Origin of the sequence: Enterobacter oligotrophicus (assembly GCF_009176645.1) — a bacterium.
Lineage (GTDB): Bacteria > Pseudomonadota > Gammaproteobacteria > Enterobacterales > Enterobacteriaceae > Enterobacter > Enterobacter oligotrophicus.
Genome location: NZ_AP019007.1, coordinates 4338713 through 4363305, shown reverse-complemented (window position 1 = coordinate 4363305; position 24593 = coordinate 4338713). Strand labels below are relative to the sequence as shown.

The window sequence follows — 24593 nt, the reverse complement described above, 5'->3', positions numbered from 1 at the left end:
CCTTTAGCGCTGGAACGGATAAACAGAGCCCAGGTGCAGGATTGTCGACAACGCATCCAGCGCCTCGCGGCCCTCACGCAGAAGCTGCGGGTCAACCAGATCGGCCTGGGTCAGCCTGTCGCGATAGTAACGATCCACCCAGTCGTTCAGTGTGTTAAACAGCGTGTCGTTCATCATCACGGCAGGGTTCACGGCCTGCATTTCGCTTTGCGTCAATACCACGCGAAGACGCAAGCACGCCGGGCCGCCTCCGTTGGCCATGCTTTCGCGCAGGTCAAATACGCGCAGTTCATCGATCGGGTTATCAGCCTTCACCAGTTCGCTCAGGTAACGCCACACGCCATCGTGATTGCGGGACTCCTGCGGCAGCACCAGCATCATGCTGCCATCATCACGGCTCAGCAACTGGCTGTTGAAGAGGTAGGTTTCCACCGCGTCCTGCACGCTGACGGCCTGCGTCGGAACCTGAATGGGCATAAAACCGGGCACCCGCTCATGCAGCGTGGCGAGCAGCTTCTGCTGGTGAGCAAACGCCTGTTCATGGCAGAACAGCACCTGACGGTTGGAGACGGCAATCACATCGTTGTGGAACACGCCCTGGTCGATCACCTGTGGGTTCTGCTGAGCAAAAATCACCTGCGAAGGATTAACCTGATTCAGGCGCGCAACCGCCTGGCTTGCGGCCAGGGTCTGGCGGGCCGGATAACGCGTCGGGGCTGAATAACCGCCCTCTTCCCGCCCGTAAATAAACAGCTGCAGACCCGGCTCGCCATAATCACCGCCCAGGCGGTTATGGTTAGCGGCCCCCTCGTCACCAAACATCGCCACCTGCGGCAGCGCCTGATGCACGCTGAAATACGTTTCATCACTGAAGATAGCGCTCAGCACACGTTCGGTGGTGTCCGCCTCGGTAGCGCGATGGAATTTGTTATTCAGATTCGCCACGGTCAAATGCACTTTGCCATCCAGCGTGTCTGCCGACGGCGCGACGGTTGCCGCATTTGCCACCCACATTGAGGAGGCGGAGCTGGCCGCAGAGAGCAGCTGTGGTGTCTGCGTGCCTGCTTTCTCAACCACCTGCTCATCGCTGCCGCTAAACCCAAGCTGGCGCAGCACCGCCACATTCGGGCGTTCCTGCGGCGGGATCACCGCCTGCGGGAAACCGGCATCCGACAGCGCCTTCATTTTCAGCAGCCCCTGCTTCGCTGCCAGCTTTGGATTAGAGATCTGGAAACGGTGCTTCGTCGAGGCTTCATTACCAAACGACAGACCGGCATAGTGGTGCGTCAGCCCCACCAGCCCGTCGAAATTAACCTCACGCGCTTTCATGGGTGTCTCCCTGAGTGAAATCCAGCCCCGGATTCAGCGTCTCCGGCAACGTCAGCGCTGGCGTTTCCAGGCTCGCCATCGGCCACGCGCAGTAATCAGCGGCATACCACGCGCTGGCGCGGTGGTTACCGGATGCCCCCACGCCACCAAACGGCGCGGTGCTCGCTGCACCGGTGAGCGGTTTATTCCAGTTCACGATCCCTGCGCGCGCTTCAAGCAGCAGTTGATCGAATTTCTCGCGTTGCGGCGAAATCAAACCGCTCGACAGGCCATAGCGGGTGTTGTTCGCCATTGCGATGGCGCTGTCAAAATCGTCATAGCGCCAGACGCACAGCAGCGGACCAAAGACCTCCTCATCCGGCACGTTGCGGGCGTCGCTCATCTCAATAATCCCTGGCGTCAGCAGCGAAGTGCCAGGCTGGATCTGCTTTGGCTCCAGCAAGGTTTTCGCGCCGCGCGCAACGTGGTCCTGCCAGGCTTTCAGCACGTTCAGCGCGGCCTGCGCGGAAATCAGCCCACCGATAAACGGCTGTGGTTCGGCATCCCACGGCGCGGGCACCAGCCGCGCCGTAACGTCCACCAGTCGCGCCAGGAACGCGTCACCTTGTGCCCCGCGCTTCACCAGCAGACGACGCGCACAGGTACAGCGCTGCCCGGCGGTAATAAACGCTGACTGAATGGTCAGGTGCACGGCCGCATCAATATCGTCAGGATCTTCGACAATCAGCGGGTTATTACCGCCCATCTCCAGCGCCAGAATTTTTTCCGGCTGCCCTGCCAGCTGGCGATGCAGCTGATAGCCCGTTCCGGCGCTGCCGGTAAACAGCAGGCCGTCAATATCACTCAGCGCACTCAGCGCCTGGCCGGTTTCACGCCCGCCCTGTACCAGGTTGAGCACGCCCGGCGGCAGACCAGCCTGTTCCCACAGCTTCACCACCGCTTCACCGGTTAACGGCGTTAGCTCACTCGGCTTGAAGATAACGGTATTACCCGCCAGCAACGCAGGCACAATGTGTCCGTTCGGCAAATGGCCGGGGAAGTTATACGGACCAAACACTGCGAGCACACCGTGCGGGCGATGGCGTAGCGTGGCCGCACCGTCGGGCATCTCAGTGTGATGTTCACCGGTGCGGGTGTGGTATGCCTTCACCGAAATGGCGATTTTGTTGATCATCGCCGTCACTTCGGTTGTCGCTTCCCAGCGCGGTTTGCTGGTTTCCGAGGCGATAACCTGGGTCAGCTCGGCTTTATTTGCCTCCAGCAGAGCAGCAAATTTTTCGACAATGGTCTGGCGCACGGTAAAAGGCTGTTTCGCCCATGCCGGGAAGGTGCGGCGAGCAGCGTTACAGGCCTGCTCAACCTGCGCAGCACTGGCATCGTTCCCCTGCCACAGCACCTCTTTACCCACCGGATTGGTTTTTACGCGCGGCTCGCCTTCACCTGTAACCCAGTCACCGTTAATCCATAAAGTCATGCTGTTTTCTCCTCAGGGCAGAGTCGCACCAGACGAACCGTGTCGCCGGCGTTACATTTCAGGGCATCCAGTTGGGCGGGCGTCAGCACCAGCCGCTCGCATTTCGGGTTCGTCCGCACCAGCATGGCGCGGAAATTGTCGTATTGTTCGTTCGCCACCAGACAGGCCGGCCATTCGCCCGGTGCAGGTTGCCCCTCAGAGACCTTCACCAGACGGCTTTTACGGATGGCACGCACGCGGTCAATGTCACACTCAAGCGTTGGGCCGCCGTCAAAGATGTCGACATAGTTACGGTAGCGGAATCCTTCTTTCTCCAGCACCGCGCGGGCAGGTGCGGTTTGCGGATGCACTTCGCCAATCACCGCCTGTGCTTCAGGGCTGAGGAAGTGGGTATAAATCGGGTGTTTTGGCATCAGTTCAGCGATAAAGGCTTTTTGACCGGTCCCGCACAGGTAATCCGCCCGGCTAAACTCCATCGAGAAGAAGCGTTCGCCCAGGCTCTCCCAGAACGGGGAGTAGCCTTTGTCGTCGATAACACCGCGCATCTCGGCGACCACTTTTTCATTGAAGCGATCGCGGAAGGCGGCCATAAACAGAAAGCGCGATTTGGAAAGCAGATAACCGTTGCCTTCTTTGCGCCAGGCCGGGTCAAGGAACAGCGTACAGAGTTCGCTGCTGCCGGTGTGATCGTTACTGAGGAACAGCGTTGGCAGCGCATTGTAGACATTCAGCTCTTTCGAGGCGTGAACCAGCGTGCCTACCCGGTAGTTGTACCACGGATCGTTAAGCCCCACGGCCACTTCAATGGCGCAAATCCCGGCCACGGTGCCGGTGTCGGTATCTTCGAGTACGAACACATAACCTTGTTCGCTTTTCGGCAACGTCCCTTGCCAGGTCTGCAGGGCGCGCTCAATACGCGCCGACAGCGTCGTTTCATCGGCAGGAAGCGACGTTAGCCCGCCTCCTGTCTTACTGGCAAGCTGCATAAGCCCGGCGAGATCGCCGCGCTCAACGGGACGGATGACCATCATGATGACACCCCTGACTTCACCTGTTCACAGGCCTGCGCAAAACGGTCTAAACCGGTCTGAACCTCTTCCTCGCTGACAATCAGCGCGGGGGCAAACCGCACCACGCTGGCACCCGCAATCAGCACCATCACGCCCATTTTTGCTGCTTCCTGTGAGATAAGTTTAGCTTTTCCGGCAAACTCAGGCGTGAGTTCGCAGCCAATTAACAGCCCCAGACCGCGGATCTCTTTAAACAGGCCCGTCTTGTTGTTGATGGCGGTTAAACGCTCGACAAACCAGTCATGACGCTGCTTCACACCGTTCAGGACCTCCGGCGTGTTAATGATATCCAGCACCTGTCCGGCCACGGCTGATGCCAGTGGGTTGCCGCCGTAGGTGGTGCCGTGAGTGCCCACCGTCATCACGCTGGCGAACTTATCGGTCGTCAGCATCGCGCCAACCGGGAAACCACCGCCCAGCGCTTTTGCAGTGGAAAGCACATCCGGCGTGACGCCATAGTGCATATAGGCATACAGCTCACCGGTGCGGCCAACGCCTGTCTGAACCTCGTCAAAAATCAGCACCGCGTTGTGACGATCGCACAGTTCCCGCACCCCTTGCAGGAAGGCTTTTTGCGCCGGAAGCACGCCACCCTCGCCCTGCATCGGCTCGACGATCACCGCGCAGGTGGTATCGTCAATCAGCTCGCTCGCGGACTGCAGATCGTTATAAACAGCGTGACGAATATCCGGCGGCAGCGGCGCAAAATCCTGCGAGTACGCTGGCTGGCCGCCCGCACTGACGGTAAACAGCGTGCGGCCATGAAAAGCATTTTTAAACGCGACGATACCGCTCTTGTGCGCGCCAAATTTATCGTGCGCATATTTGCGCGCCAGCTTCAGCGCGGCTTCGTTCGCCTCCGCACCGGAGTTACAGAAAAAGACTTTCTCTGCGAAGGTGGCGTCAATCAGTTTTTTCGCCAGACGCAGTGCCGGTTCGTTGGTATAGCCGTTACCGGTATGCCAGAATTTTGCCGCCTGATCGTTCAGCGCCTGACGCAGCGCCGGGTGCGCATGCCCCAGCGCATTTACCGCAATCCCACCCGCAAAGTCGATATACTCTTTGCCCTGCTGATCCCACAGGCGCGAGCCTTCCCCACGTACCGGAATAAAAGCCGCCGGAGCGTAAACCGGCATCATCCATTCATCGAAATTTCCACGCGTAATTGACAGAGACATAGCGACCTCATCCGGTAAATAAAAGGTTGTTTAAATGTTAAATTATTGAGTGTTTGCACTGTGAATGTAGATTGCAGAGTTCGTGCCAGCCAGCGATAAAAATGCATAAACGGGCTGGGAGGACAGAATATCAATGAGTTACAATATGGAATTATTCACTGTTATTGCATAAAAAGTGAATATTTTTACAGTAAGCGGCGCTTTGCCGCATGAAAACCAGAAAGAGTATGCACAGGCCAAATATAATTCTGGAATTGTGATCGCTGGCGAAATTTATCGGCCGTTTATGCCCCATTTGAGGGCGAGGCGCGTCGGAATGGTGCAAATATTGCACTACTGGTCATATCTGTCGCAGTAATTGGGCGAAGCGGATAACAGACGACGCAATTTCTGCTACCATCCATGCACTATTCACCTTGCACTGGCAGCGACTATGAAATTTGTCTCTTTTAATATCAACGGCCTGCGTGCCCGCCCTCACCAGCTTGAAGCGATTGTTGAGCAACATCAACCCGATGTGATCGGCCTGCAGGAGACAAAGGTCCACGACGATATGTTCCCCCTCGAAGAGGTGGCGAAACTGGGCTACAACGTCTTTTATCACGGGCAGAAAGGCCACTACGGCGTTGCGCTGCTGACCAAAGAGACGCCCGTTTCCGTGCGTCGTGGCTTCCCTGGCGATGACGGCGAGGCACAGCGCCGTATCATTATGGCGGAAGTGCCCTCAGCACTGGGCAATATCACGGTGATCAACGGCTATTTCCCACAGGGCGAGAGCCGCGATCATGAAACCAAATTCCCGGCCAAAGCGAAGTTCTATCAGGATCTGCAGGATTACCTGACTACCGAGCTGAAAAAAGAGAATCCGGTGCTGATCATGGGCGATATGAACATTAGCCCGACCGACCTGGACATTGGCATCGGTGAAGAGAACCGCAAACGCTGGCTGCGCACCGGCAAATGCTCTTTCCTGCCGGAAGAGCGCGAGTGGATGGAGCGGCTGCTGGGCTGGGGCCTGGTGGATACGTTCCGCACCGCTAACCCGGAAACGCAGGACCGCTTCTCGTGGTTTGACTACCGTTCAAAAGGTTTTGATGACAACCGGGGTCTGCGTATAGACCTGCTGCTGGCGAGTGCGCCACTGGCGGACCGCTGCATTGAAACGGGCATTGACTACGCGATTCGCAGCATGGAAAAACCCTCTGACCACGCACCTGTGTGGGCGAAATTTAAGCTGTAAACCGTGTGAACACGCAAAAAATACTCTTCCTGTGCGCCCTTCTGGGCGCATTTGCGCTGGCATTCATCGTCCTCCCGCCAGGGACGCTTTCTCTGGACACCATAAAAACACACCAGCAGACGTTACTCGCTCAGGTAGAGCGGGCTCCGCTCCAGAGTGCACTGGTCTATTTTGGGCTTTATGTGGTGGTCTCCGCGCTCTCTATCCCCGGCGCAGCAATATTAACGCTGCTGGGCGGGGCGCTGTTTAGCCTGTGGGAAGGCGTGCTGCTGGTGTCATTTGCCTCCACGCTTGGCGCAACGTTCGCCATGCTCGCCAGCCGTTATCTGCTGCGCGATTGGGTACAGCGGCGTTTTGCGCGCCAGATGCACATCATCAATACCGGAATGGCTCGCGACGGCGCACGTTATCTTTTTGCCCTCCGCCTGATGCCGCTGTTTCCGTTCTTCCTGGTCAACCTGCTGATGGGCCTCACCCGTCTCAGCGCGATCCGCTACGGATGGATTAGTCAGCTTGCCATGCTTCCTGCGACGGTGATTTTTCTGAACGCCGGACGTGAGCTGGGTGAACTGACGTCGCTACGCGATATTCTGTCGCCGGGAGTGTTATTCGCCTTTACACTATTAGGGTTATTACCGCTGGTCACTCGCTGGCTGTTTTCCCGTTACACCTCCTCTTTTAAAAAGTGAGGCATTATGCGCCGTGTGCGTTTTTGCGCGTTTCTGACAGCTCTGCTGCTGACCGCCCCTGCATTTGCTACAGATAGCTGGCAATCCCTTCAACAACAGGCCAAAGGCCAGACCGTCTGGTTTAATGCCTGGGGCGGCGATCAGGCGGTCAATCGTTATCTCGACTGGGTGAGTGGTGAAATGAAAACGCACTACGCCATCGACCTTAAAATCGTTCATCTGGCCGATGCCGCCGATGCCGTTAAACGTATTCAGACCGAGGCGGCCGCAGGGCGAAAAACTCACGGCTCGGTCGATCTGTTATGGATTAACGGGGAAAATTTCCGCACGCTGAAAGAGGCAAACCTGCTCCAAACCGGATGGGCACAGGCTCTGCCAAACTGGCGATATGTCGATACCCGTAAACCGGTCACGGAAGATTTCGCTATCCCGACCGACGGAGCAGAATCCCCGTGGGGCGGCGCGCAGTTGAGCTTTATTGCCCGCAAAGCAAGCATGCCGACACCACCGGAAAATCCTCAGGCTTTGCTGGAATATGCAAAGCAGCACCCAGGCAAAGTGAGTTATCCGCGACCGCCTGATTTTACCGGCACCGCGTTTCTTGAGCAGTTGCTTCTGGCGCTGACCGCGCAACCTGAAGCATTAAAAAAAGCGCCAGATAATACATTTGCGCAGGTCTCCGCCCCGCTATGGGATTACCTCGACAAGCTGCATCCGCTGCTGTGGCGTGAAGGAAACGATTTTCCGCCCTCACCTGCACGGATGGATGCCCTGCTGGCAAGCGGAAGCCTGAACCTGTCGCTGACCTTTAACCCGGCCCATGCGCAGCAGAAGGTAACCCGCGGCGAACTGCCTACCGACAGCTACAGCTTCGGCTTTCACGACGGGATGATCGGCAATGTCCATTTCGTCACCATTCCGGCCAATGCCAGCGCGAGCGCCGGAGCAAAAGTGGTCGCTAATTTCCTGCTTTCCCCGCAGGCGCAGATCCGCAAAGCCGATCCGACAATCTGGGGCGACCCGAGCGTGCTTGACGCAGCAACACTGCGCGCAGAGGAGGCTAAACAACTTAGCGCCCACACGCCCGCAGGTTTACCCCCTGTCCTCCCGGAGCCACACGCCGCCTGGGTTAACGCACTGGAACAGGAATGGCTGCGCCGTTACGGCACCCGCTAAGCGGCCTCGTCTGGCTGGCGATGGCGGTGATTTATCTGCCGCTGATCCCCGCCGGTGCCATGCTCCTGGCACCGGTATTTTCTGTTGCCAACTGGCAGTCGCTGCTTAGCGATCAACAGCTACCTCAGGCGCTGACCGCCACGCTGGTGTCTGCGCTTACCGCGACGCTGGGTGCTCTGTTTATTGCTCTGAGCCTTGTCACGCTACTGTGGCCAGGGAAACAGTGGCGACGCCTGAGCACCCGTCTGCCATGGCTGCTGGCGATCCCGCACGTTGCCTTCGCCACCAGCGTGCTGCTGATGTTTGCTGAAGGCGGCCTGTTCTACCAAATCTGCACGTTCTGCTCGCCGCAGCTTGACCGGTTCGGTATTGGGTTGGGTCTGACGCTTGCCGTCAAAGAGAGCGCGTTTGTACTGTGGGTGATTTTCGCCGTGTTGCCGGAAAAGCGTCTGAGACAGCAGAAAATTGTCTTGCAAACCCTCGGCTACGGCCGCATTCAGGCGGTAAGCTGGCTGATTCTGCCAGCCATCGCACCCGCGCTGGGGGCGGTGATGCTGGCGGTACTGGCCTGGTCGCTTTCCGTTGTGGATGTCGCAATCGTTCTGGGACCAGGGAACCCGCCGACTCTGGCGGTGCTGGCCTGGCAATGGCTCAGCCAGGGGGACGCGCAGCAGCAGGCAAAGGGCACACTCCTGTGCCTGATCTTACTGGTGTTGCTGGTCATACTTTCGGCGCTCGGCTACGGCATCTGGACACGGTGGCGACGCACGCTGCCAGACCTCACCGGTATTCGTCGCCGTTCGCCTGCCGTGCTGCCTGAGCGTTTGTCTGGCTGGCTGCTCCCGGCATGTGGACTGCTCTGCAGCGCGGTGCTGTTGCTGCTGGCGCGACAGGACGACATCGGCCCTGTCGGTACCAGCCTGTCATTCGGGCTGGCCTCCAGTCTGATTGCCCTTGTGATTATCTTTCTCTGGCTGGAGTGGGGACCGCAGCGCAGCGCACTGTGGGTGTGGCTGCCGCTTGCGCTCCCGGCGCTGCCGCTTGTTTCCGGGCAATATGTTGTGGCGCTGTGGCTGGGTATCGACGGGCAATACGTCGCCGTGCTGTGGAGCCATCTGCTCTGGGTATTGCCGTGGATGTTGCTGGTGTTGCAACCCGCGTGGCGCAGGCTCGATCCACGGCTTATCCTGACCGCCCGAACGCTGGGCTGGGGACGGGCTAAAATTTTCTGGCTGCTGAAATGCCCACTGTTGGTTCGCCCTGCGTTACTGGCCTTTGCGACCGGCTTTTCGGTGAGCATGGCGCAGTACATACCGACGCTCTGGCCGGGCGCGGGACGCTTCGCCACCCTCACCACGGAGGCCGTCGCGCTCAGCAGTGGCGGCAGCGTCCCGATTCTGGCAAACCGGGCACTGGGACTCTTGTTGTTGACGGGTATCGTGTTTGGCCTTGCCGCGCTGCTTTCCCGGCTCGCAGGCCGCTACCGACAAGGATTACGTTAATGCTGAAAGTAAAAGATCTCACCATTGAGCCGCTGTTTCGGCAGGTCAGTTTCTGCGTCCCGCGTGGAGAAATTGTCACGCTAATGGGGCCATCCGGTAGCGGTAAATCGACGCTTTTCTCCTGGATGGTGGGCGCGCTGTCGGCTGATTTTCAGGCTCACGGTGAACTGTGGCTCAACGATCGTCGCTGCGATTCGCTTCCCGTGGAAAAACGAGGGTTAGGGATTTTATTTCAGGACGCCCTGCTGTTTGACCATTTCAGCGTCGGGCAGAATTTGATGGTCGCACTTCCGGCGCAGATTACCGGACGCGCACGGCGGTCTGCGGTTGAGCAGGCGCTGAATTCAGCCGGGCTGTTTAACCATTACCACAGCGATCCGGCGACGCTCTCTGGTGGCGAACGCGCCAGGGTGAGCCTGCTCCGCGCCCTGCTCGCCCAGCCGCAGGCGTTACTGCTTGATGAACCGTTCAGCCGTCTGGATAAGGCGCTACGCACGTCGTTCCGGGCGTGGGTATTCGAGGTGGTTCGTGCGCGCAATATTCCGGTGGTGCTGGTCACGCATGACGAAGACGATATTCCACCGGGCGGTAAGGTGCTCAGTATTTCTCGCTGGCAATAATGTGCTAACGCAATGTTTTCTGTTTCAGGAGAGACGACAATGCCCACCTCATTTACTGACGTCAGGCTTTTCGATGAAACGTGTTTCTCAACTGACCGCGCTGGCCCTGATTTGCGGCCTCGCCTCATTTTCCTCCATGGCGGCTGATATGCCCCACTCTCTCACGCTGGCACAGCTACAGGAACAGCACGGCGCGGTAATCGATACCCGCACCAGTGCGTTTTATAACGGCTGGCCAACGCTGAGCGGAACATCCGGCCATGAACCCGCCGCGCTAAACCTGTCTGCCTCCTGGCTTGGGGCGATGAACGATGACCAGCTCAGCGGCTGGGCGAAACAGCACCAGCTTACGCCATCAGCGCCGATTGCACTTTATGGCAGCGATAGCGATAACCAGGCCGTCAAAGCGCGCCTGGAAAAAGCCGGGTATAGCCATATATCCACACTGAGCGATGCCCTGCAGACGGCCGACCGTTTGCAGCGTTTACCCCACTTTGAACAGCTGGTTTACCCGCAGTGGCTCCACCAGTTACAACAGGGTAAGCAGGTTGCCGCCGCCCCTTTGGGCGACTGGAAAGTCATTGAAGCCGGATGGGGCGCACCGAAGTTTTACCTGCTTAACCATATTCCCGGCGCGGGCTATGTCGATACCAATGATGTCGAAAGCGAGCCGCTGTGGAATAAAGTGTCCGACGATAAGCTAAAAGCGATGCTGGCAAAGCACGGTATCCGTCACGACACCACGGTGATTCTGTATGGTCGTGACGTTTATGCCGCCGCACGCGTGGCGCAGATTATGCTGTATGCGGGTGTGAAGGATGTACGCATGCTGGATGGCGGCTGGAAAACATGGTCCGATGCGGGTCTGCCGGTTGAACGCGGCATGCCTGCGAAAGTGAAACCCGCACCTGATTTTGGTGCGCCGATCCCTGGCCAGCCGCAGCTGATGGTGGATATGGAACAGGCCCGCGATATGTTGCATCGCCAGGATGCCTCGCTGGTCAGCATTCGTTCGTGGCCGGAGTTTATCGGTGAAACCAGCGGCTACAGCTATATTAAGCCAAAAGGCGATATTGCAGGCGCACGCTGGGGCCACGCGGGGAGCGACGCCAACCATATGGAAGATTTCCATAACCCGGACGGCACCATGCGCAGCGCGGATGATATTGCCGCCATGTGGAAAACATGGCATATCCTGCCGGAACAGCACGTCGCGTTCTACTGCGGTACGGGCTGGCGCGCGTCGGAAACCTTTATGTACGCGCGCGCCATGGGCTGGAAGAATATCGCCGTGTACGACGGCGGCTGGTACGAATGGAGCAGCCACCCACAAAATCCGGTATCGACCGGCGAGCGCGGGCCTGAGCGTTCCCTCTAAGGGCTGAGTGACTTCAGCGTCACATAACCGCTCCAGATGCGCGTTGTGGTGGTCAGCCAGCACAACGCGCCAAATACCCTGGCGAACAGCGTAAAGTGCGCCGGAAACAGGCAGCACAGCACAAACAGCGCGATCGTCTCCGTCCCTTCCGTTAACCCGCCAATGTAATAAAACGACTTGTGCGCATAGCCAGGGTTATTGATGTCATGCTTCGCGGCCAGCGCAGCAAACGCCAGAAAGCTACTCCCGGTGCCAATAAACGCAAACAACAGCCAGGCGGCGGCCAGCGCATTTTCTGCGGGTGCGGCCAGGGCAAAGCCAAACGGCACCAGCGCGTAGAAGAGAAAATCGAGCGCGATATCCAGAAATCCTCCCGCATCCGTCAGCCCCCTGCGTCGCGCCAGCGCGCCGTCCAGACCATCCAGCAGGCGATTCAGCACTATGGCAATCAGCGCCGCCGGATACCAGCCCAGCGCCAGAAACGGCAGCGCCAGCACGCCGATAGCAAACCCGGTCAGCGTTAATCCATCGGGTGAGATAAAGGGTTTATCCAGCGCGGCAGCAAGCTGGTTTAACGCCGGTTTCACGCGGGGATGCAGGTGTTTATCCAGCATGCGGTTTCTCTTTAAACGTGGCGCAAAGCCCCTGTTCCGGGATCTCAAGGGCTGCATTAAAGCGCGCTGAGAGATTTTGAAACGCAATCAGCGCCGTCATTTCGGTAATAGCTTCATCCGTAAAGTGATGTTTTAGTTGCGCTTTAATGGCCTCATCCACCTGCGGCGGCGTGGCGGTGACCGCCTCAGCAAATGCCAGCGCGGCACGCTCCTCATCGCTGAACAACGCGGAATGCTGCCAGTCGTTGACGGCCTGAACTTTATCCAGTGCGCCCGAACGCCCGGCAAGACGTAAGCTATTGGCATCAATACAGAATGCACAGTGACAAAGCTGCGAGACGCGGGTCATCAACAGTGAACGCAGTACGGGGGAAAGACGCGCGTTTCTTCGCTCCAGAAACCCCACAAACAGCGCCACCAGCCAGAACAGACGCGGCATTCGGCCCCACCAGCGCGTCGGGTTAAGTACCGCACCAAAGTGTTTTTTCTGCATGGCGGCAATCGGTTTTAGGCTGGCGGGAATGGATTCGATGGGTGCAACCCAGGTGGATGTCTCTTTCACCTGATTCTCCTGATGACTGGACTCTTTGAAAGGGCACGATAATATGTCGTTTTTCGCTATCAATTATTGACGACCATGCTGAAAACACTCGATGTCGTTGCCGCTATCATCGAAAAAGACGACAAAATTTTACTGGCGCAGCGCCCGGCTTATGCCGATCAGCCCGGCATGTGGGAATTTGCCGGTGGGAAAGTCGAAGCCGGAGAAACGCAGCCTGACGCGCTGATCCGCGAACTGCGTGAAGAACTTGGCATTGAGGCCATGCCTGAGCAATACGTGGCAAGCCACCAGCGGGAAGTCTCACAGCGGTTGATTCATCTGCACGCCTGGCATGTCCCCTTCTTCAGCGGAGAGCTGAAAGCGCACTACCACAGTGCGCTGGTGTGGTGTACGCCAGAAGAAGCCCTTATGTACGATTTAGCCCCGGCAGATATTCCCCTGCTGGAAGCGTTTATCCTTTTACGCGCCGCCAGACCAGCGAGTTCGTGCTGATGGTGCGTTCATCGCGTTGACACTGCAGCAGCACGCCATCCGCTTTAATGACCGCCCCTTCCGAATAGTTTTGATCCTGGTAAATGCAGCACTGGTTACACGGCTGCGCACGCTGGCCGCTGGTGCTAAAAACATCCGGCGGCACATTCACTTCCACATCCGGGCGAATTCGGTCGGCCTGTGCACCTGCGGATAACATCAAACATAACGCGGTCATTACGTAACGGTTCATAGACTTATCTTCCTGTTGTGTCCTGATAATGACTATAACGGTAAACCGGAGCCGAACCTTTAATTTATCCCGTCATCGTTTTTAGTTATGACAAACGCCCCGTGATGAATTTCCCTTTCGACATAAATTTCTGCTTGCCTCACAAAGCACTGCGGGTGGTATAGTCAAAAAAACAACACAAATCGCTTAAGCAACAGACATAAAATATTATAAGAGGTTCTTATATCTATGGATCAGACACGCTCTCTGGAAAGTTTCCTTGCCCACGTCCAGCAGCGCGACCCGCATCAAAGCGAGTTCGCGCAGGCTGTTCGTGAAGTCATGACAACACTGTGGCCATTCCTTGAGGAAAACCCGCGTTACCGTCAAATGTCTTTACTTGAGCGTCTGGTTGAGCCAGAGCGCGTGATCCAGTTTCGCGTGGCGTGGGTGGACGATCGCAACCAGGTGCAGGTCAATCGTGCGTGGCGCGTGCAGTTTAACTCGGCTATCGGCCCGTTTAAGGGTGGGATGCGCTTCCACCCTTCCGTGAACCTCTCCATTCTGAAATTCCTCGGTTTTGAGCAGACGTTTAAAAACGCCCTTACCACGCTGCCAATGGGCGGTGGCAAAGGCGGCAGCGATTTCGATCCAAAAGGTAAAAGCGAAGGTGAAGTGATGCGCTTCTGCCAGGCGCTGGTGACCGAGCTGTATCGTCACCTGGGGCCAGACACCGATGTACCTGCTGGTGATATCGGCGTGGGCGGCCGTGAAGTGGGCTTTATGGCCGGGATGATGAAAAAACTCTCTAATAACAGCGCCTGCGTCTTTACCGGCAAAGGATTGTCGTTTGGCGGCAGCCTGATCCGCCCGGAAGCGACCGGATACGGTCTGGTCTACTTCACCGACGCAATGCTTAAGCGTCATGGACTGAGCTTCGAGGGAATGCGCGTGGCGGTTTCAGGCTCCGGCAACGTGGCGCAGTATGCCATCGAGAAAGCGATGCAGTTTGGCGCGCGCGTCGTGACCGCCTCTGACTCCAGCGGCACCGTGGTGGATGAATCGGGCTTTACGGCTGAGAAGCTGGCGCGCCTGTGCGAAATTAAAGCCAGCCGCGACGGTCGCGTGGCGGATTATGCCCGTGAGTATGGGCTGACCTATCTGGAAGGCAAGCAGCCGTGGTCAGTGCCAGTGGATATCGCCCTGCCGTGCGCTACCCAGAACGAGCTGGATGCAGACGCGGCTCGCACGCTTATCGCTAACGGCGTGAAAGCCGTGGCTGAAGGGGCCAATATGCCGACCACCATTGAGGCGACCGATCTGTTCCTGGAAGCAGGCGTTCTGTTTGCGCCGGGGAAAGCCGCGAACGCAGGCGGCGTGGCGACGTCAGGCCTGGAAATGGCGCAGAATGCCGCGCGTATGGGCTGGAAGGCAGAGAAAGTGGATGCCCGTCTGCACCACATCATGCTGGATATTCACCATGCGTGCGTTGAGTACGGCGGTGAGGCGTCGCAGACCAACTACGTGCGCGGCGCGAATATTGCCGGGTTCGTGAAGGTGGCGGATGCGATGATCGGGCAAGGGGTCATCTGATTCTCTCGTTGTGCCGGGTGACGGAAGTGTCGCGCCACCCGGCGATCATTCAAGCCTGTTAATGAGTTCACGGGTCCGCTCTATCATTGCCAGAGAGTGCCGATCGTTAAGCTGTAGCAGGCCAACGAATAATAAATCTGTTATGCAGTTTTGCGCGGTTCGGGAAGAAATCGACGAACTGCGCCACTGATCTTCGTTCGACACCGTCTCTAAAATATAATCAGCAATGTCACGCAACGGATTTTTTGCCAGAGAGGTAATGGCTATAATCTTTGCGCCTTTCGCTTTTGCTGCTTCGGCGGCAATCAGGATCTCTTTTTTTCGGCCCGAATACGACAGCGCAATTTGTATATCGCGTTCTGTTAACGCCTGCGCAACCGATATTTGTACATGCGAGTCAATCTCGCAGGTCACCCGAAAGCCAATTTTCATTAATTTAAACGCCAGGTCTTTAGCTGCCAGTGCAGATCCCCCGAGCCCCACTATCTGTATCTGTTGTGCTTTGTTAATTATTCCGATGATTTTTTCCAGCTTAGTGAAATCAATCGTCTGGGTTGTCTCTCTTAATGCCTGTACTTTTTCTATTATCAATTTCTCAGCAATGACATTGAGCGAGTCGGAACGCTGAATAGTGCTGTGCAAACTGTGATCGGTCTTTGCACTTTTTTCCCGGCTGTACTCTTCTATCAACAGCATTTTCAACTCAGAAAAACCCTGCGCCCCCAGTTTTTGAGCGAATTTCGAGATGGACGATTGCGCCACACTCAGTGCTATCGCGATGGAATGGGAAGAGCAGCCTTTGAAAATATCAAGATGGTTAATGATATAGAGCGCTATTTTCCTCTCCGTTTCCGTGTAATTCTCATAATCCATTCTTATCTTTTTCAAGTAACTCATAGACCACCCCTATAACATTTTAAAAGACAATGTATTTCCCTTCAAAGATAAAATCAACATATAACAAAAAATTCCCTGCGATAAATTTTGACACCCATCACAAACATTTAAAAGGAATTTATGATTCCATTTAAAATAAAAATAAAACGATCAACAATTCCCATCGCAATTAATATTACACTTCCATCCCCTATAGGATTATTTTATGAAAAACGGACTTAAATATTTATCCGGATTATTCATTATGCTGGCGTCTGCAGGCCATGCCGCCGTTATCTATCAGGCTAATGATGGCTCGAACATAGACCTTTACGGACGCCTTGGTTTTAACGTTTCAGATAAAAAAACGGGCGACGTTTCAGGTGATTTTGACGGGCGAATCGGCTTCTCGGCACGACAGATGATCAACGACAAGTTCGCCGTTATCGGTTTTACGCAATACCAGGTAAATGCCGCTGAATACGCAAACAATATCAAAGCGGAAGACCCCGACGATCTGACTGCGCGTTACGTCTGGGCAGGCGTCGATTTTGCGGAGTACGGTAAAATCACCGCCGGACGTGTTTCATCCGGTCTGATTATGTTTACCGACATTGGTGATGTGTTCGCCTCTTCAGATGTCGCGATGGCACGGCAGGCGAACGCTATCGACCCTACCGCGGTGCAGGTTTTCCGTCAGGACGGTACGATTCAGTACCAGAACACGTATGGAAACGTTGATATTTCCACTGCATGGATCATCGGCAACAACTCCTCCGATCTGGATTACGGCGTCAACACAGCCCTGCGTTATACGCTCGACCTCGGTGCGGCAGGGAAATTACAACCGGTTATTGCAGCCCAACAGTCGCAAGCCAGCCATGATGAGACGTCTGCACAGTCAGATGACGACGCCGATAAATACCAGATGTGGGGAGTCGGCACGCGTTACTATCTCGGTGATGTCATGTTAGGCCTGCTGTATGCCGAAGACACGGTCGAATATCTCGATGGCCGCCCGGACAGCACAGATAAAGACTACGAAGCGACGCTTGTCTGGTCAATGACGCCCGAATGGTGGTTCCGGACAGGTTACCGTCACTTAGAAAACAGCGACGGTGACGGGCTCAAACTTCGCGATGCCACTTTCGAAGTGCAGTACAAAGCCACCGCCAAAAGTTCTCTCTACGCCTCTTATTCCTGGCGCAATGGCGAAGCCGGAACCAACAGAGTCACCGGCGATACCGTCTCTTTTGGTGGTAGCGATCCTGAGGACGATTATTTTCACCTCGGCCTGCGGTATGAATTTTAATATTTCATAGCCATTAATCCCCCACAGATAAGGGCAATAAACGTGCCCTTTTTCCAGGAGTCGTCTGTGAAAAACTCTATCTTTATGCTGCTCTTTATTATTTCGGGTTCTGCAGCGGCCAACGTCACGCTGGAGCTTGGCGAAAACATCGTTGCGCTGGCGGCAAAAGACGCCAAAGTGTCAATGTTTTCCAGAAGCATTTCATTACCCGATGAAGAGCAAAAACTGGTTATAAAATTCGATAGTTCCGTGAATCCTGAATCCGTCAACCAGGGCAAAGGGAGAATAACCTCCGCACCGTATATTTTCACGTTTAACTATAAAGGCAAAGAAAAAATCACCCTGACCACGCCCGTCGTCACCGATGAAAAAGAAGCCAAAAAGCAGGCTGAAAATCCACAATTCAGTTTACGGGCAAATAATGCCGCTATTCCCTTCACGCTGACAAAAGTAGATCCGGAGAGCGTGACTATTTTTTCTGATTTCAGGTCATTACTGGCGGGTGAAAAGCATGACGCCGGGGAGATAAAACAAGAAAGTCAGGATGCGCTTGAGCAGGCCAAAGTCGCTTATCTGGCGTTATCTGATAAACAGAAACTCTCATTCATGAAATGGTTGTTAAAAAATTAAGAGGTTATAATGAATTTTGATTTGAGCGGGAAGGTAACCTCATGGCAATTAATAAGGAAGTGGAATCATGTCTAAACAGATCAGCAACGATTTGCTGGAAAAAATAATCACGCTGGCAGGAGGCAAGGGCAACATTCAGCATTGTGGCAACTGCATGACCCGCCTGCGTCTGCGAGTGGGTGATACATCGTTAATAGCCGGCAATATCAAAGAACAACTCGCAGGCAGCGTCAGCGGCGTGGTCATTAATGGTAATGAAGTTCAGGTTATTTTTGGCGTCGGAAAAGCACAACGCGCAGCCGAAAGCATGAACCATCTGCTGGGGATTAAAGATCTGACGGCTATTGCAGCAGAAACCAAAAGCCAGATGAAAAGTAAGCAGCAATCATCTTTGCAGCAATTCCTGGCGAATTTTGCCACCATATTTACCCCTCTGATTCCGGGTTTTATCGCGGCAGGTCTGATGCTGGGCATCGCAACGCTGGCCGGAACATTAATGCATATCGCGCCGGAGGCAAAAGGCGTATTACCTGACGCGCTGAATTTCTTAAAAGTATTCAGCAAAGGGCTCTTCACGTTCCTCGTTATTTTAATTGGCTACAACGCGCAAAAGGCTTTCGGCGGCACGGGTGTAAACGGCGCAATCATCGCTTCGCTGTTTATTCTTGGCTACAACCCGGAGGCAACCGTGGGCTACTACTCCGGCTTACAGGACTTTTTTGGTCACACCATTGACCCACGCGGGAACATCATTGGCGTGCTGCTGGCGGCCTGGGCCGGTGCGAAGATCGAGCGATTCATCAGAAACGTTATTCCTGATGAACTGGATATGATTCTAACCTCAATGCTGACGCTGATCCTGACGGCCACACTGACTTACATCGTTATCATGCCTGTCGGCGTGTGGCTATTTCAGGGAATGTCGTGGCTGTTTATGCACCTGAACAGTAATCCTCTGGGCTGTGCTGTACTGGCGGGCGTTTTCCTGATTGCAGTGGTCTTTGGTGTTCACCAGGGATTTATTCCCGTCTACCTCGCGCTAATGGACTCGCAGGGCTTTAATTCTCTCTTCCCTATTCTCTCGATGGCCGGTGCCGGACAAGTTGGTGCGGCCCTGGCGTTATACTGGAAATCCGATGCAGCCTCCACGCTGCGGGTGCAAATCCGGGGCGCAATTATTCCCGGTGTCCTCGGCGTGGGTGAGCCACTGATTTACGGTGTGACCCTCCCGCGAATGAAGCCTTTTATTACGGCGTGTCTGGGCGGCGCGGTTGGCGGACTCTTTATAGGGACTGTCGCATGGTTCGGACTGCCTATTGGCCTCAACAGCGCTTTTGGTCCTTCCGGACTTGTCGCGTTGCCGCTCATGACCTCTGACGAAGGTATTCTGCCAGCCATTGCCGTTTATGGCGCGGGGATACTTATTTCGTGGCTGTTCGGCTTTATTATTACCGTCTTGTTTGGTTGCAAGAATGTGGACTTACAGTGAGGGATCGATAATGAAACGACGTGCAATTTTTGCTGCTCTGCTGGCGTTATCAGCCTCGGCGTTTGCGACCGATTACCCGGTTCTGACAAATGCGCAGCCGGAAAGCGTGGGCTTTAATGTCAAAAAACTGAACACGCTGGATCGCTGGATTCAGGAGCAAATTGATGCCGGCTATCCAGGCATGAATGTGTTAGTGATCAAAGACAATCATATTGTTTTCCAGAAAGCCTGGGGCTATGCCAAAAAATATGATGGCTCTTTTTTAACCCGCCATCCGATAAAAGCCACAACGGACACGCTGTACGACCTGGCCTCCAATACCAAAATGTATGCAACAAATTTTGCGCTACAAAAACTGGTGTACGAAGGCAAGGTTAATGTGAACGATCTTGTCGCGAAATATATTCCCGGATTCACTGATAAACCCACTGACAAGATTAAGGGAAAAGATTCCCTGCGCATTATTGATATTCTGCACCATACCGCAGGTTTCCCTGCCGATCCGCAATATCCAAACAAGCGCGTCGCCGGTGATCTCTATTCCCAGGATAAACAGACCACGCTGGAGATGATTAAGCGAACGCCGCTTGATTATCCGCCAGGGACAAAACACCTCTACAGTGATGTCGATTACATGATCCTCGGATTTATCATTGAATCCGTCACCGCAATGCCGCTTGATGTCTATGTTGAGAAAATGATTTACCGGCCTCTCGGCCTGAAGCACACGGTATTTAATCCGCTGTTAAAGGGCTTTAAACAGCAGCAGATTGCGGCAACGGAACTCAACGGTAATACCCGTGATGGTGTTATCCACTTCCCGAACATTCGCACAACCACAATCTGGGGCCAGGTACATGATGAAAAGGCCTGGTACGCCATGGGCGGAGTTTCCGGTCATGCGGGGTTGTTCTCGGATACGCATGATATTGCCGTTCTGATGCAGACCATGCTGAACGGTGGCGGTTATGGCAACGTAACGCTGTTTGACAAGAACACCGTGAGCGAGTTTACCCGTAGCTCAGCAGCCGATGTCACCTTTGGGCTGGGCTGGCGGGTTAACGGCAATTCATCAATGACACCGACCTTTGGCGTCCTCTCCGGCCCGCAGACTTACGGCCACACGGGCTGGACCGGCACGCTCACCGCCATTGATCCCGTTAAGCATATGGCGATTGTCATTCTGGGCAACCGCCCCCACTCTCCGGTGGCCGATCCCAAAACGAATCCTAATGTTTTTGTCAGCGGGACGTTGCCTGCGGCGACTTACGGTTGGATAGTTGATCAGATCTATGGCGCACTTGAAAATTAAGTGCCGCCATTCTGGAATGCGCAGCCCTCAGGATGAGGGCTGCGCAGAATTGTTATCCCCGACGCGGGATTTTTTTCCGGAACGTTTGAATGGTGCTTTCTTGCCCGCCCCCGGCGCAACCATGCCTCTGAACCGCTTCACCGGCGTACTGCGCGCCTGATCGATCAACTGATAAAGCGTCCCCACCAGCGGCTGCATAAAGTCCTGGTAACGACACTGCTTTTCGCTGATTTGCGTCAGTACCGATTCCCAGTGTGCCGTCATGTCTGGCCGCGCGGCCAGCTCCGGCAGCGAATGGATTAACGCCCGGCCCGGTTCCGTCGAATGGATATAGCGCCCTTTCTTCTCAAGAAAACCGCGCTTAAACAGTAATTCGATAATGCCTGCGCGGGTCGCCTCCGTACCTAAACCATCGGTGGCGCGCAGGATCTTCTTTAGATCTTTATCCTGAACAAAGCGAGCGATACCGGTCATTGCCGAGAGTAACGTCGCATCGGTGAAATGGCGCGGGGGCTGCGTCTGGCGCTCCACCACTTCGCCCTTCTCACAGAGCAGTTCATCGTCTTTGGCGACGACCGGCAGCGGCGTGCCGTCGTTCTCTTCGTCGCGCTCTTTGTTGCCCAGCAGCGTGCGCCAGCCCGCTTCCGCCAGGAAACGCGCTTTGGCAACAAACTTGCCTTTGGCGATTTCCAGCTCGATCACGCATTTGCGGAACACCGCATCCGGGCAGAACTGCATGAGATACTGACGGGCAATAAGGTTGTACACCTTCGCTTCGTTTTCCGTCAGGTTGACATTGCTGGCGCGCGCCGTCGGGATAATCGCATGGTGGGCATCCACCTTTTTATCATCCCAGCAGCGATTATGGGTATCCGGGTTCACCGCCGGTTGCGGCAGCAGATCCGGCGCGTGAACGCCGATGGCGTTCATCACCGAGTGACGTCCGGCAAAGTGTTCTTCCGGCAGATAACGGCTGTCCGAACGCGGATAGGTGATCAGCTTGTGGGTTTCGTAGAGCTTCTGGCAGATATCCAGCACGTTCTGCGCGCTAAGGCCAAACTTTTTGGCCGCCTCAATCTGCAGCGCTGAAAGCGAGAACGGCAGCGGCGCGGGTTCCGATTCCCGTTTATCGTTATAGCTGGTGACGATGGCGGGCTGACCGGTAATGCGGTTGACCACGTGCTCCGCCAGCGGGCGATGCAGCAACCGCCCCTCTTCGTCCTGGTACGATTCGCAGGCATCGCTCGGCTGCCAGACAGCGGTAAAGCGTTCGTCTTTAGGGGTGACGATATGCGCTTTCACTTCAAAGAAATCTTTGGCGACGAAGTTCTCGATCTCTTCATCACGACGTACCACCAGCCCCAGCACCGGCGTTTGCACGCGGCCCACGGAAAGCACGCCCTGATAACCCGCGTTGCGTCCAAGAATGGTGTAGGCGCGGGTCATGTTGATGCCATACAGCCAGTCGGCGCGCGCACGGGCTAATGCGGAGACGCACAGCGGGATAAATTCGCTGTTGGCGCGCAGACGCGAAATCGCGCGCTCTACCGCCTGCGGGTTGAGGTCGTTAATTAAACAGCGCTGTACCTGCTGGCGTTTTTCCGGTGCCAGCTCCAGGTAATCCAGCACTTCGTCCACCAGCAGTTGCCCTTCCCTGTCCGGGTCACCCGCGTGGACGACTTCAGACGCTTCATGCAGGAAACGCTTAATGACGTTGAGCTGTTTAGTGACGGAGGGACGCGGCTGCAAACGCCACTTTTCCGGCACGATGGGCAGATCGTTCAGGTTCCAGCGGGCATAGCGGCTGTCATAAACATCCGGCTGCGCCTGCTCAAGCAGGTGACCGATACACCAGGTGACCACCTGCCCGTTACCGCATTCGATAAAGCCGTCGCCTTTGCGATGCGGTTTAGGCAGCACATCGGCAATAGCACGCGCCAGGCTCGGCTTTTCGGCAATAAACAACCGCATCGAATTAACGGATCTCAATCATCGGTCGGCCACCGCGCGCGGTCACCAGCTCACCGATTGCCGTCAGCGTGATGCCGAACTCAGCGGCGGTCGCCTGAACGTCGGCTTCGGATTCCGGCGTGACCGCCAGCAGCAGGCCACCGGAGGTTTGCGGATCGCACAGCAGGTTACGCCATGCTTCCGGCATGTCGCCCATCAGGTGACCGTAGCTGGCGAAGTTACGCTGAGTACCGCCCGGCACCGCGCCCTGAGCAATATACTCTTCCACACCCGGCAGCTTCGGCACGTCCTGATACCAGACCTGCGCCTGTACGCCCGCGCCCTGACACACTTCGCTCAGGTGACCCAGCAGGCCAAAACCGGTGACGTCCGTCATCGCCTTCACGCCGTCGATGCTGGCGAAGGCCGCACCCGCAAGGTTCATCTGGCACATGACTTCCGTTGACAGGCCAATATGCTCTGGTTTCAGCAGAGATTTTTTCTCAGCGGTTGTGAGTACGCCAATGCCCAGCGGTTTGGTGAGGAAGAGTTTGCAGCCCGCCTGCGCGGTGCTGTTGCGCTTCACGCGCTCGGTAGGCACCACACCCGTGACGGCCAGGCCGAAAATCGGCTCTGGGGCGTCAATGGAGTGTCCACCCGCCAGCGCAATCCCCGCCTGCTGGCAGGCGAAACGCCCGCCATCAATCACCTCGCGGGCAATTTCTGGAGCGATCGTGTTGATCGGCCAGCCCAGAATGGCGATCGCCATAATCGGCTTGCCGCCCATCGCGAAGATATCGCTGATGGCGTTGGTAGCCGCAATACGCCCGAAATCGAACGGATTGTCGACAATCGGCATAAAGAAATCGGTGGTACTGATAATGCTGGTGCCGTTACCTAAATCATAAACCGCTGCATCGTCACGCGTTTCGTTGCCGACAAGCAGGTTCGGGTCGACAAACTTCGCCTGTTCACTGTGCAGGATGGTTTCCAGCACTTTCGGGGAAATTTTACAACCGCAACCGGCTCCGTGGCTGTATTGCGTTAAACGAATGGTTTGCTCGCTCATGGACATCTCCTGTCATTGCAATCGCGCTATGGTAGCGCTCATTCCATAAAGAGGTAAGTATGACTGTCTGAATTCTGCGGCAGATGCTCAGAATCCAGACAGTTTAGCGCGCGTTATCAGAAACGGCTGACGAAAGGCGTGGTATCCGGCACGCTGATTGTGCTGGAGGCTTTAAGCTGAGGCGTGCCGAGGTAAAGGAAGCCGACGATTTTATCGTGTTCACCGCAGGATAATCCCTCGCGTACAGCGGCGCTTTCAGTCAACGGCCCCGTGCGCCAGATGCCATTGAAGCCTTGCGCGACCGCGGCCATTTGCATCGCCATCACCGCGCAACCGGCAGACATCTCCTGCTCCCAGAGCGGTACTTTATGGTCAGCCTGGCATTTTGCCACCACCGCAATGATCATCGGCGCTCTGAACGGACCGCTGCGCGCTTTTTCAATCCCTTTTTCATCCTGCCCCGCGGCAACCGCACCTTTTTCCAGCAGTGCACTGAAGCGCTCACGGCCTTCACCTTCAATAATAAAGAAGTGCCACGGCTGAAGCGTGCCATGATCCGGCGCGCGCAGACCGGCGCGCAGAATGTTTTCCAGTTGCTCGCCCGCAGGCGCAGGATCGGCCAGACGTGAAGCGCTACGACGGTTAACAAGCAGTTCAAGTGCGTCCATTGGTTAACTCCTGTCTTGAAATTTACTCACAAAATTAACACGGCGGCAGATTTTGTTACAGCGCAGCAGGCGATTCCTGCTGACAAGAGGCGGTTGGGTCATTACGATAACCCCACATTACCGTCCAGTGGCGACGGAAACAGTCATTTTCTGGTTAGG

Annotated in this window: 23 protein-coding genes; 12 read left to right on the top strand and 11 right to left on the bottom strand. The window is 55.7% G+C overall.

What is annotated here, in order from left to right:
* Nucleotides 1–3: 3 nt before the first annotated feature.
* The 4 genes from astB to astC are packed head-to-tail and all read right to left on the bottom strand — an operon-like array spanning nucleotide 4 to nucleotide 5051.
* Complete coding sequence (astB, locus tag EoCCA6_RS20915; RefSeq protein WP_152084288.1) at nucleotides 4–1329, bottom strand: N-succinylarginine dihydrolase; 1326 nt, start codon at nucleotides 1327–1329, stop codon at nucleotides 4–6.
* Nucleotides 1316–2803 carry a succinylglutamate-semialdehyde dehydrogenase gene (gene astD, locus EoCCA6_RS20910; protein WP_152084287.1) on the bottom strand — a complete coding sequence of 496 codons (1488 nt, stop codon included), beginning with the start codon at nucleotides 2801–2803 and terminating at the stop codon, nucleotides 1316–1318. Before astD ends, astB begins: the two co-directional genes overlap by 14 nt.
* Nucleotides 2800–3834 carry an arginine N-succinyltransferase gene (gene astA / locus EoCCA6_RS20905; RefSeq protein ID WP_152084286.1) on the bottom strand — a complete coding sequence of 345 codons (1035 nt, stop codon included), beginning with the start codon at nucleotides 3832–3834 and terminating at the stop codon, nucleotides 2800–2802. Before astA ends, astD begins: the two co-directional genes overlap by 4 nt.
* Nucleotides 3831–5051: a succinylornithine/acetylornithine transaminase gene (gene astC, locus EoCCA6_RS20900; protein WP_152084285.1), complete on the bottom strand. Its 1221-nt coding sequence runs from the start codon at nucleotides 5049–5051 to the stop codon at nucleotides 3831–3833. The genes astA and astC overlap by 4 nt, the downstream gene beginning before the upstream one ends.
* 433 nt (nucleotides 5052–5484) lie before the next feature.
* Between astC and xthA the strand changes: the two genes are divergently transcribed.
* The 6 genes from xthA (at nucleotide 5485) to EoCCA6_RS20870 (ending at nucleotide 11656) form a co-directional block, all read left to right on the top strand.
* Nucleotides 5485–6291, top strand: coding sequence for an exodeoxyribonuclease III (xthA, locus tag EoCCA6_RS20895; protein ID WP_152084284.1), 807 nt, complete (start codon nucleotides 5485–5487; stop codon nucleotides 6289–6291).
* A 5-nt stretch (nucleotides 6292–6296) separates the two neighbouring features.
* Nucleotides 6297–6980 carry a TVP38/TMEM64 family protein gene (locus EoCCA6_RS20890; RefSeq protein WP_152084283.1) on the top strand — a complete coding sequence of 228 codons (684 nt, stop codon included), beginning with the start codon at nucleotides 6297–6299 and terminating at the stop codon, nucleotides 6978–6980.
* Between the two features lie 6 nt (nucleotides 6981–6986).
* Nucleotides 6987–8156, top strand: coding sequence for an ABC transporter substrate-binding protein (locus EoCCA6_RS20885; protein WP_373308906.1), 1170 nt, complete (start codon nucleotides 6987–6989; stop codon nucleotides 8154–8156).
* Complete coding sequence (locus tag EoCCA6_RS20880; protein ID WP_152084282.1) at nucleotides 8129–9658, top strand: ABC transporter permease family protein; 1530 nt, start codon at nucleotides 8129–8131, stop codon at nucleotides 9656–9658. The genes EoCCA6_RS20885 and EoCCA6_RS20880 overlap by 28 nt, the downstream gene beginning before the upstream one ends.
* Entirely contained in the window at nucleotides 9658–10278 is a 621-nt protein-coding gene (locus EoCCA6_RS20875; protein WP_152084281.1) for an ATP-binding cassette domain-containing protein, read from the top strand. The genes EoCCA6_RS20880 and EoCCA6_RS20875 overlap by 1 nt, the downstream gene beginning before the upstream one ends.
* A 73-nt stretch (nucleotides 10279–10351) precedes the next feature.
* Complete coding sequence (locus EoCCA6_RS20870) at nucleotides 10352–11656, top strand: sulfurtransferase (protein ID WP_152084280.1); 1305 nt, start codon at nucleotides 10352–10354, stop codon at nucleotides 11654–11656.
* Here EoCCA6_RS20870 and EoCCA6_RS20865 read toward each other — a convergent pair.
* Both EoCCA6_RS20865 and EoCCA6_RS20860 read right to left on the bottom strand, forming a co-directional pair.
* A complete protein-coding gene (locus tag EoCCA6_RS20865; RefSeq protein ID WP_152084279.1) occupies nucleotides 11653–12270 on the bottom strand; it encodes a CDP-alcohol phosphatidyltransferase family protein in 618 nt (205 codons plus the stop codon). The genes EoCCA6_RS20870 and EoCCA6_RS20865 overlap by 4 nt on opposite strands.
* Nucleotides 12260–12832: a carboxymuconolactone decarboxylase family protein gene (locus EoCCA6_RS20860; protein ID WP_152084278.1), complete on the bottom strand. Its 573-nt coding sequence runs from the start codon at nucleotides 12830–12832 to the stop codon at nucleotides 12260–12262. Before EoCCA6_RS20860 ends, EoCCA6_RS20865 begins: the two co-directional genes overlap by 11 nt.
* A 75-nt stretch (nucleotides 12833–12907) precedes the next feature.
* On the opposite strand from EoCCA6_RS20860, the gene EoCCA6_RS20855 reads away from it, so the two are divergent.
* Nucleotides 12908–13324 (top strand): pyrimidine (deoxy)nucleoside triphosphate diphosphatase, encoded by a 417-nt coding sequence (locus EoCCA6_RS20855; RefSeq protein ID WP_152084277.1) that lies wholly within the window; start codon nucleotides 12908–12910, stop codon nucleotides 13322–13324.
* Here EoCCA6_RS20855 and EoCCA6_RS20850 read toward each other — a convergent pair.
* Complete coding sequence (locus EoCCA6_RS20850) at nucleotides 13284–13556, bottom strand: YnjH family protein (RefSeq protein WP_152084276.1); 273 nt, start codon at nucleotides 13554–13556, stop codon at nucleotides 13284–13286. The two genes, EoCCA6_RS20855 and EoCCA6_RS20850, sit on opposite strands and share 41 nt — an antisense overlap.
* Before the next feature lie 228 nt (nucleotides 13557–13784).
* Here EoCCA6_RS20850 and gdhA point away from each other — a divergent pair, with 228 nt between their 5' ends.
* A complete protein-coding gene (gene gdhA / locus EoCCA6_RS20845) occupies nucleotides 13785–15128 on the top strand; it encodes an NADP-specific glutamate dehydrogenase (RefSeq protein WP_152084275.1) in 1344 nt (447 codons plus the stop codon).
* A gap of 45 nt (nucleotides 15129–15173) precedes the next feature.
* Here gdhA and EoCCA6_RS20840 read toward each other — a convergent pair whose 3' ends face one another.
* Nucleotides 15174–16025 (bottom strand): SIS domain-containing protein, encoded by an 852-nt coding sequence (locus EoCCA6_RS20840; protein WP_152084274.1) that lies wholly within the window; start codon nucleotides 16023–16025, stop codon nucleotides 15174–15176.
* Between the two features lie 205 nt (nucleotides 16026–16230).
* Between EoCCA6_RS20840 and EoCCA6_RS20835 the strand changes: the two genes are divergently transcribed.
* From EoCCA6_RS20835 to pbp4b, 4 genes are all read left to right on the top strand, one after another.
* The gene (locus tag EoCCA6_RS20835; RefSeq protein WP_152084273.1) at nucleotides 16231–17316 is read left to right on the top strand and encodes a porin; all 1086 of its coding nucleotides are present in this window, start codon (nucleotides 16231–16233) and stop codon (nucleotides 17314–17316) included.
* Between the two features lie 66 nt (nucleotides 17317–17382).
* Nucleotides 17383–17946, top strand: coding sequence for a DUF2057 family protein (locus tag EoCCA6_RS20830; RefSeq protein ID WP_232623265.1), 564 nt, complete (start codon nucleotides 17383–17385; stop codon nucleotides 17944–17946).
* A 67-nt stretch (nucleotides 17947–18013) separates the two neighbouring features.
* On the top strand, nucleotides 18014–19435 hold the full coding sequence (gene murP / locus EoCCA6_RS20825; RefSeq protein ID WP_152084272.1) for a PTS N-acetylmuramic acid transporter subunit IIBC: 1422 nt from the start codon (nucleotides 18014–18016) through the stop codon (nucleotides 19433–19435).
* Nucleotides 19436–19445: 10 nt separating this feature from the next.
* On the top strand, nucleotides 19446–20747 hold the full coding sequence (gene pbp4b, locus EoCCA6_RS20820) for a penicillin binding protein PBP4B (protein ID WP_152084271.1): 1302 nt from the start codon (nucleotides 19446–19448) through the stop codon (nucleotides 20745–20747).
* Nucleotides 20748–20774: 27 nt separating this feature from the next.
* Here pbp4b and EoCCA6_RS20815 read toward each other — a convergent pair whose 3' ends face one another.
* The 3 genes from EoCCA6_RS20815 to EoCCA6_RS20805 form a co-directional block, all read right to left on the bottom strand.
* A complete protein-coding gene (locus EoCCA6_RS20815; protein WP_152084270.1) occupies nucleotides 20775–22718 on the bottom strand; it encodes a DNA topoisomerase III in 1944 nt (647 codons plus the stop codon).
* Between the two features lie 4 nt (nucleotides 22719–22722).
* Complete coding sequence (gene selD, locus EoCCA6_RS20810; RefSeq protein ID WP_152084269.1) at nucleotides 22723–23766, bottom strand: selenide, water dikinase SelD; 1044 nt, start codon at nucleotides 23764–23766, stop codon at nucleotides 22723–22725.
* Between the two features lie 116 nt (nucleotides 23767–23882).
* A complete protein-coding gene (locus EoCCA6_RS20805) occupies nucleotides 23883–24434 on the bottom strand; it encodes an NAD(P)H nitroreductase (RefSeq protein WP_152084268.1) in 552 nt (183 codons plus the stop codon).
* Between the last annotated feature and the right edge of the window lie 159 nt (nucleotides 24435–24593).

What these genes read in the sequence shown, in the direction of transcription:
- astB (WP_152084288.1), bottom strand. Translation starts at nt 1,329, where the DNA reads ATGAAAGCGCGTGAGGTTAATTTCGACGGGCTGGTGGGGCTGACGCAC.
- astD (WP_152084287.1), bottom strand. Translation starts at nt 2,803, where the DNA reads ATGACTTTATGGATTAACGGTGACTGGGTTACAGGTGAAGGCGAGCCG.
- astA (WP_152084286.1), bottom strand. Translation starts at nt 3,834, where the DNA reads ATGATGGTCATCCGTCCCGTTGAGCGCGGCGATCTCGCCGGGCTTATG.
- astC (WP_152084285.1), bottom strand. Translation starts at nt 5,051, where the DNA reads ATGTCTCTGTCAATTACGCGTGGAAATTTCGATGAATGGATGATGCCG.
- xthA (WP_152084284.1), top strand. Translation starts at nt 5,485, where the DNA reads ATGAAATTTGTCTCTTTTAATATCAACGGCCTGCGTGCCCGCCCTCAC.
- EoCCA6_RS20885 (WP_373308906.1), top strand. Translation starts at nt 6,987, where the DNA reads ATGCGCCGTGTGCGTTTTTGCGCGTTTCTGACAGCTCTGCTGCTGACC.
- EoCCA6_RS20880 (WP_152084282.1), top strand. Translation starts at nt 8,129, where the DNA reads ATGGCTGCGCCGTTACGGCACCCGCTAAGCGGCCTCGTCTGGCTGGCG.
- EoCCA6_RS20875 (WP_152084281.1), top strand. Translation starts at nt 9,658, where the DNA reads ATGCTGAAAGTAAAAGATCTCACCATTGAGCCGCTGTTTCGGCAGGTC.
- EoCCA6_RS20870 (WP_152084280.1), top strand. Translation starts at nt 10,352, where the DNA reads ATGAAACGTGTTTCTCAACTGACCGCGCTGGCCCTGATTTGCGGCCTC.
- EoCCA6_RS20865 (WP_152084279.1), bottom strand. Translation starts at nt 12,270, where the DNA reads ATGCTGGATAAACACCTGCATCCCCGCGTGAAACCGGCGTTAAACCAG.
- EoCCA6_RS20855 (WP_152084277.1), top strand. Translation starts at nt 12,908, where the DNA reads ATGCTGAAAACACTCGATGTCGTTGCCGCTATCATCGAAAAAGACGAC.
- EoCCA6_RS20850 (WP_152084276.1), bottom strand. Translation starts at nt 13,556, where the DNA reads ATGAACCGTTACGTAATGACCGCGTTATGTTTGATGTTATCCGCAGGT.
- gdhA (WP_152084275.1), top strand. Translation starts at nt 13,785, where the DNA reads ATGGATCAGACACGCTCTCTGGAAAGTTTCCTTGCCCACGTCCAGCAG.
- EoCCA6_RS20840 (WP_152084274.1), bottom strand. Translation starts at nt 16,025, where the DNA reads ATGAGTTACTTGAAAAAGATAAGAATGGATTATGAGAATTACACGGAA.
- EoCCA6_RS20835 (WP_152084273.1), top strand. Translation starts at nt 16,231, where the DNA reads ATGAAAAACGGACTTAAATATTTATCCGGATTATTCATTATGCTGGCG.
- murP (WP_152084272.1), top strand. Translation starts at nt 18,014, where the DNA reads ATGTCTAAACAGATCAGCAACGATTTGCTGGAAAAAATAATCACGCTG.
- pbp4b (WP_152084271.1), top strand. Translation starts at nt 19,446, where the DNA reads ATGAAACGACGTGCAATTTTTGCTGCTCTGCTGGCGTTATCAGCCTCG.
- EoCCA6_RS20815 (WP_152084270.1), bottom strand. Translation starts at nt 22,718, where the DNA reads ATGCGGTTGTTTATTGCCGAAAAGCCGAGCCTGGCGCGTGCTATTGCC.
- selD (WP_152084269.1), bottom strand. Translation starts at nt 23,766, where the DNA reads ATGAGCGAGCAAACCATTCGTTTAACGCAATACAGCCACGGAGCCGGT.
- EoCCA6_RS20805 (WP_152084268.1), bottom strand. Translation starts at nt 24,434, where the DNA reads ATGGACGCACTTGAACTGCTTGTTAACCGTCGTAGCGCTTCACGTCTG.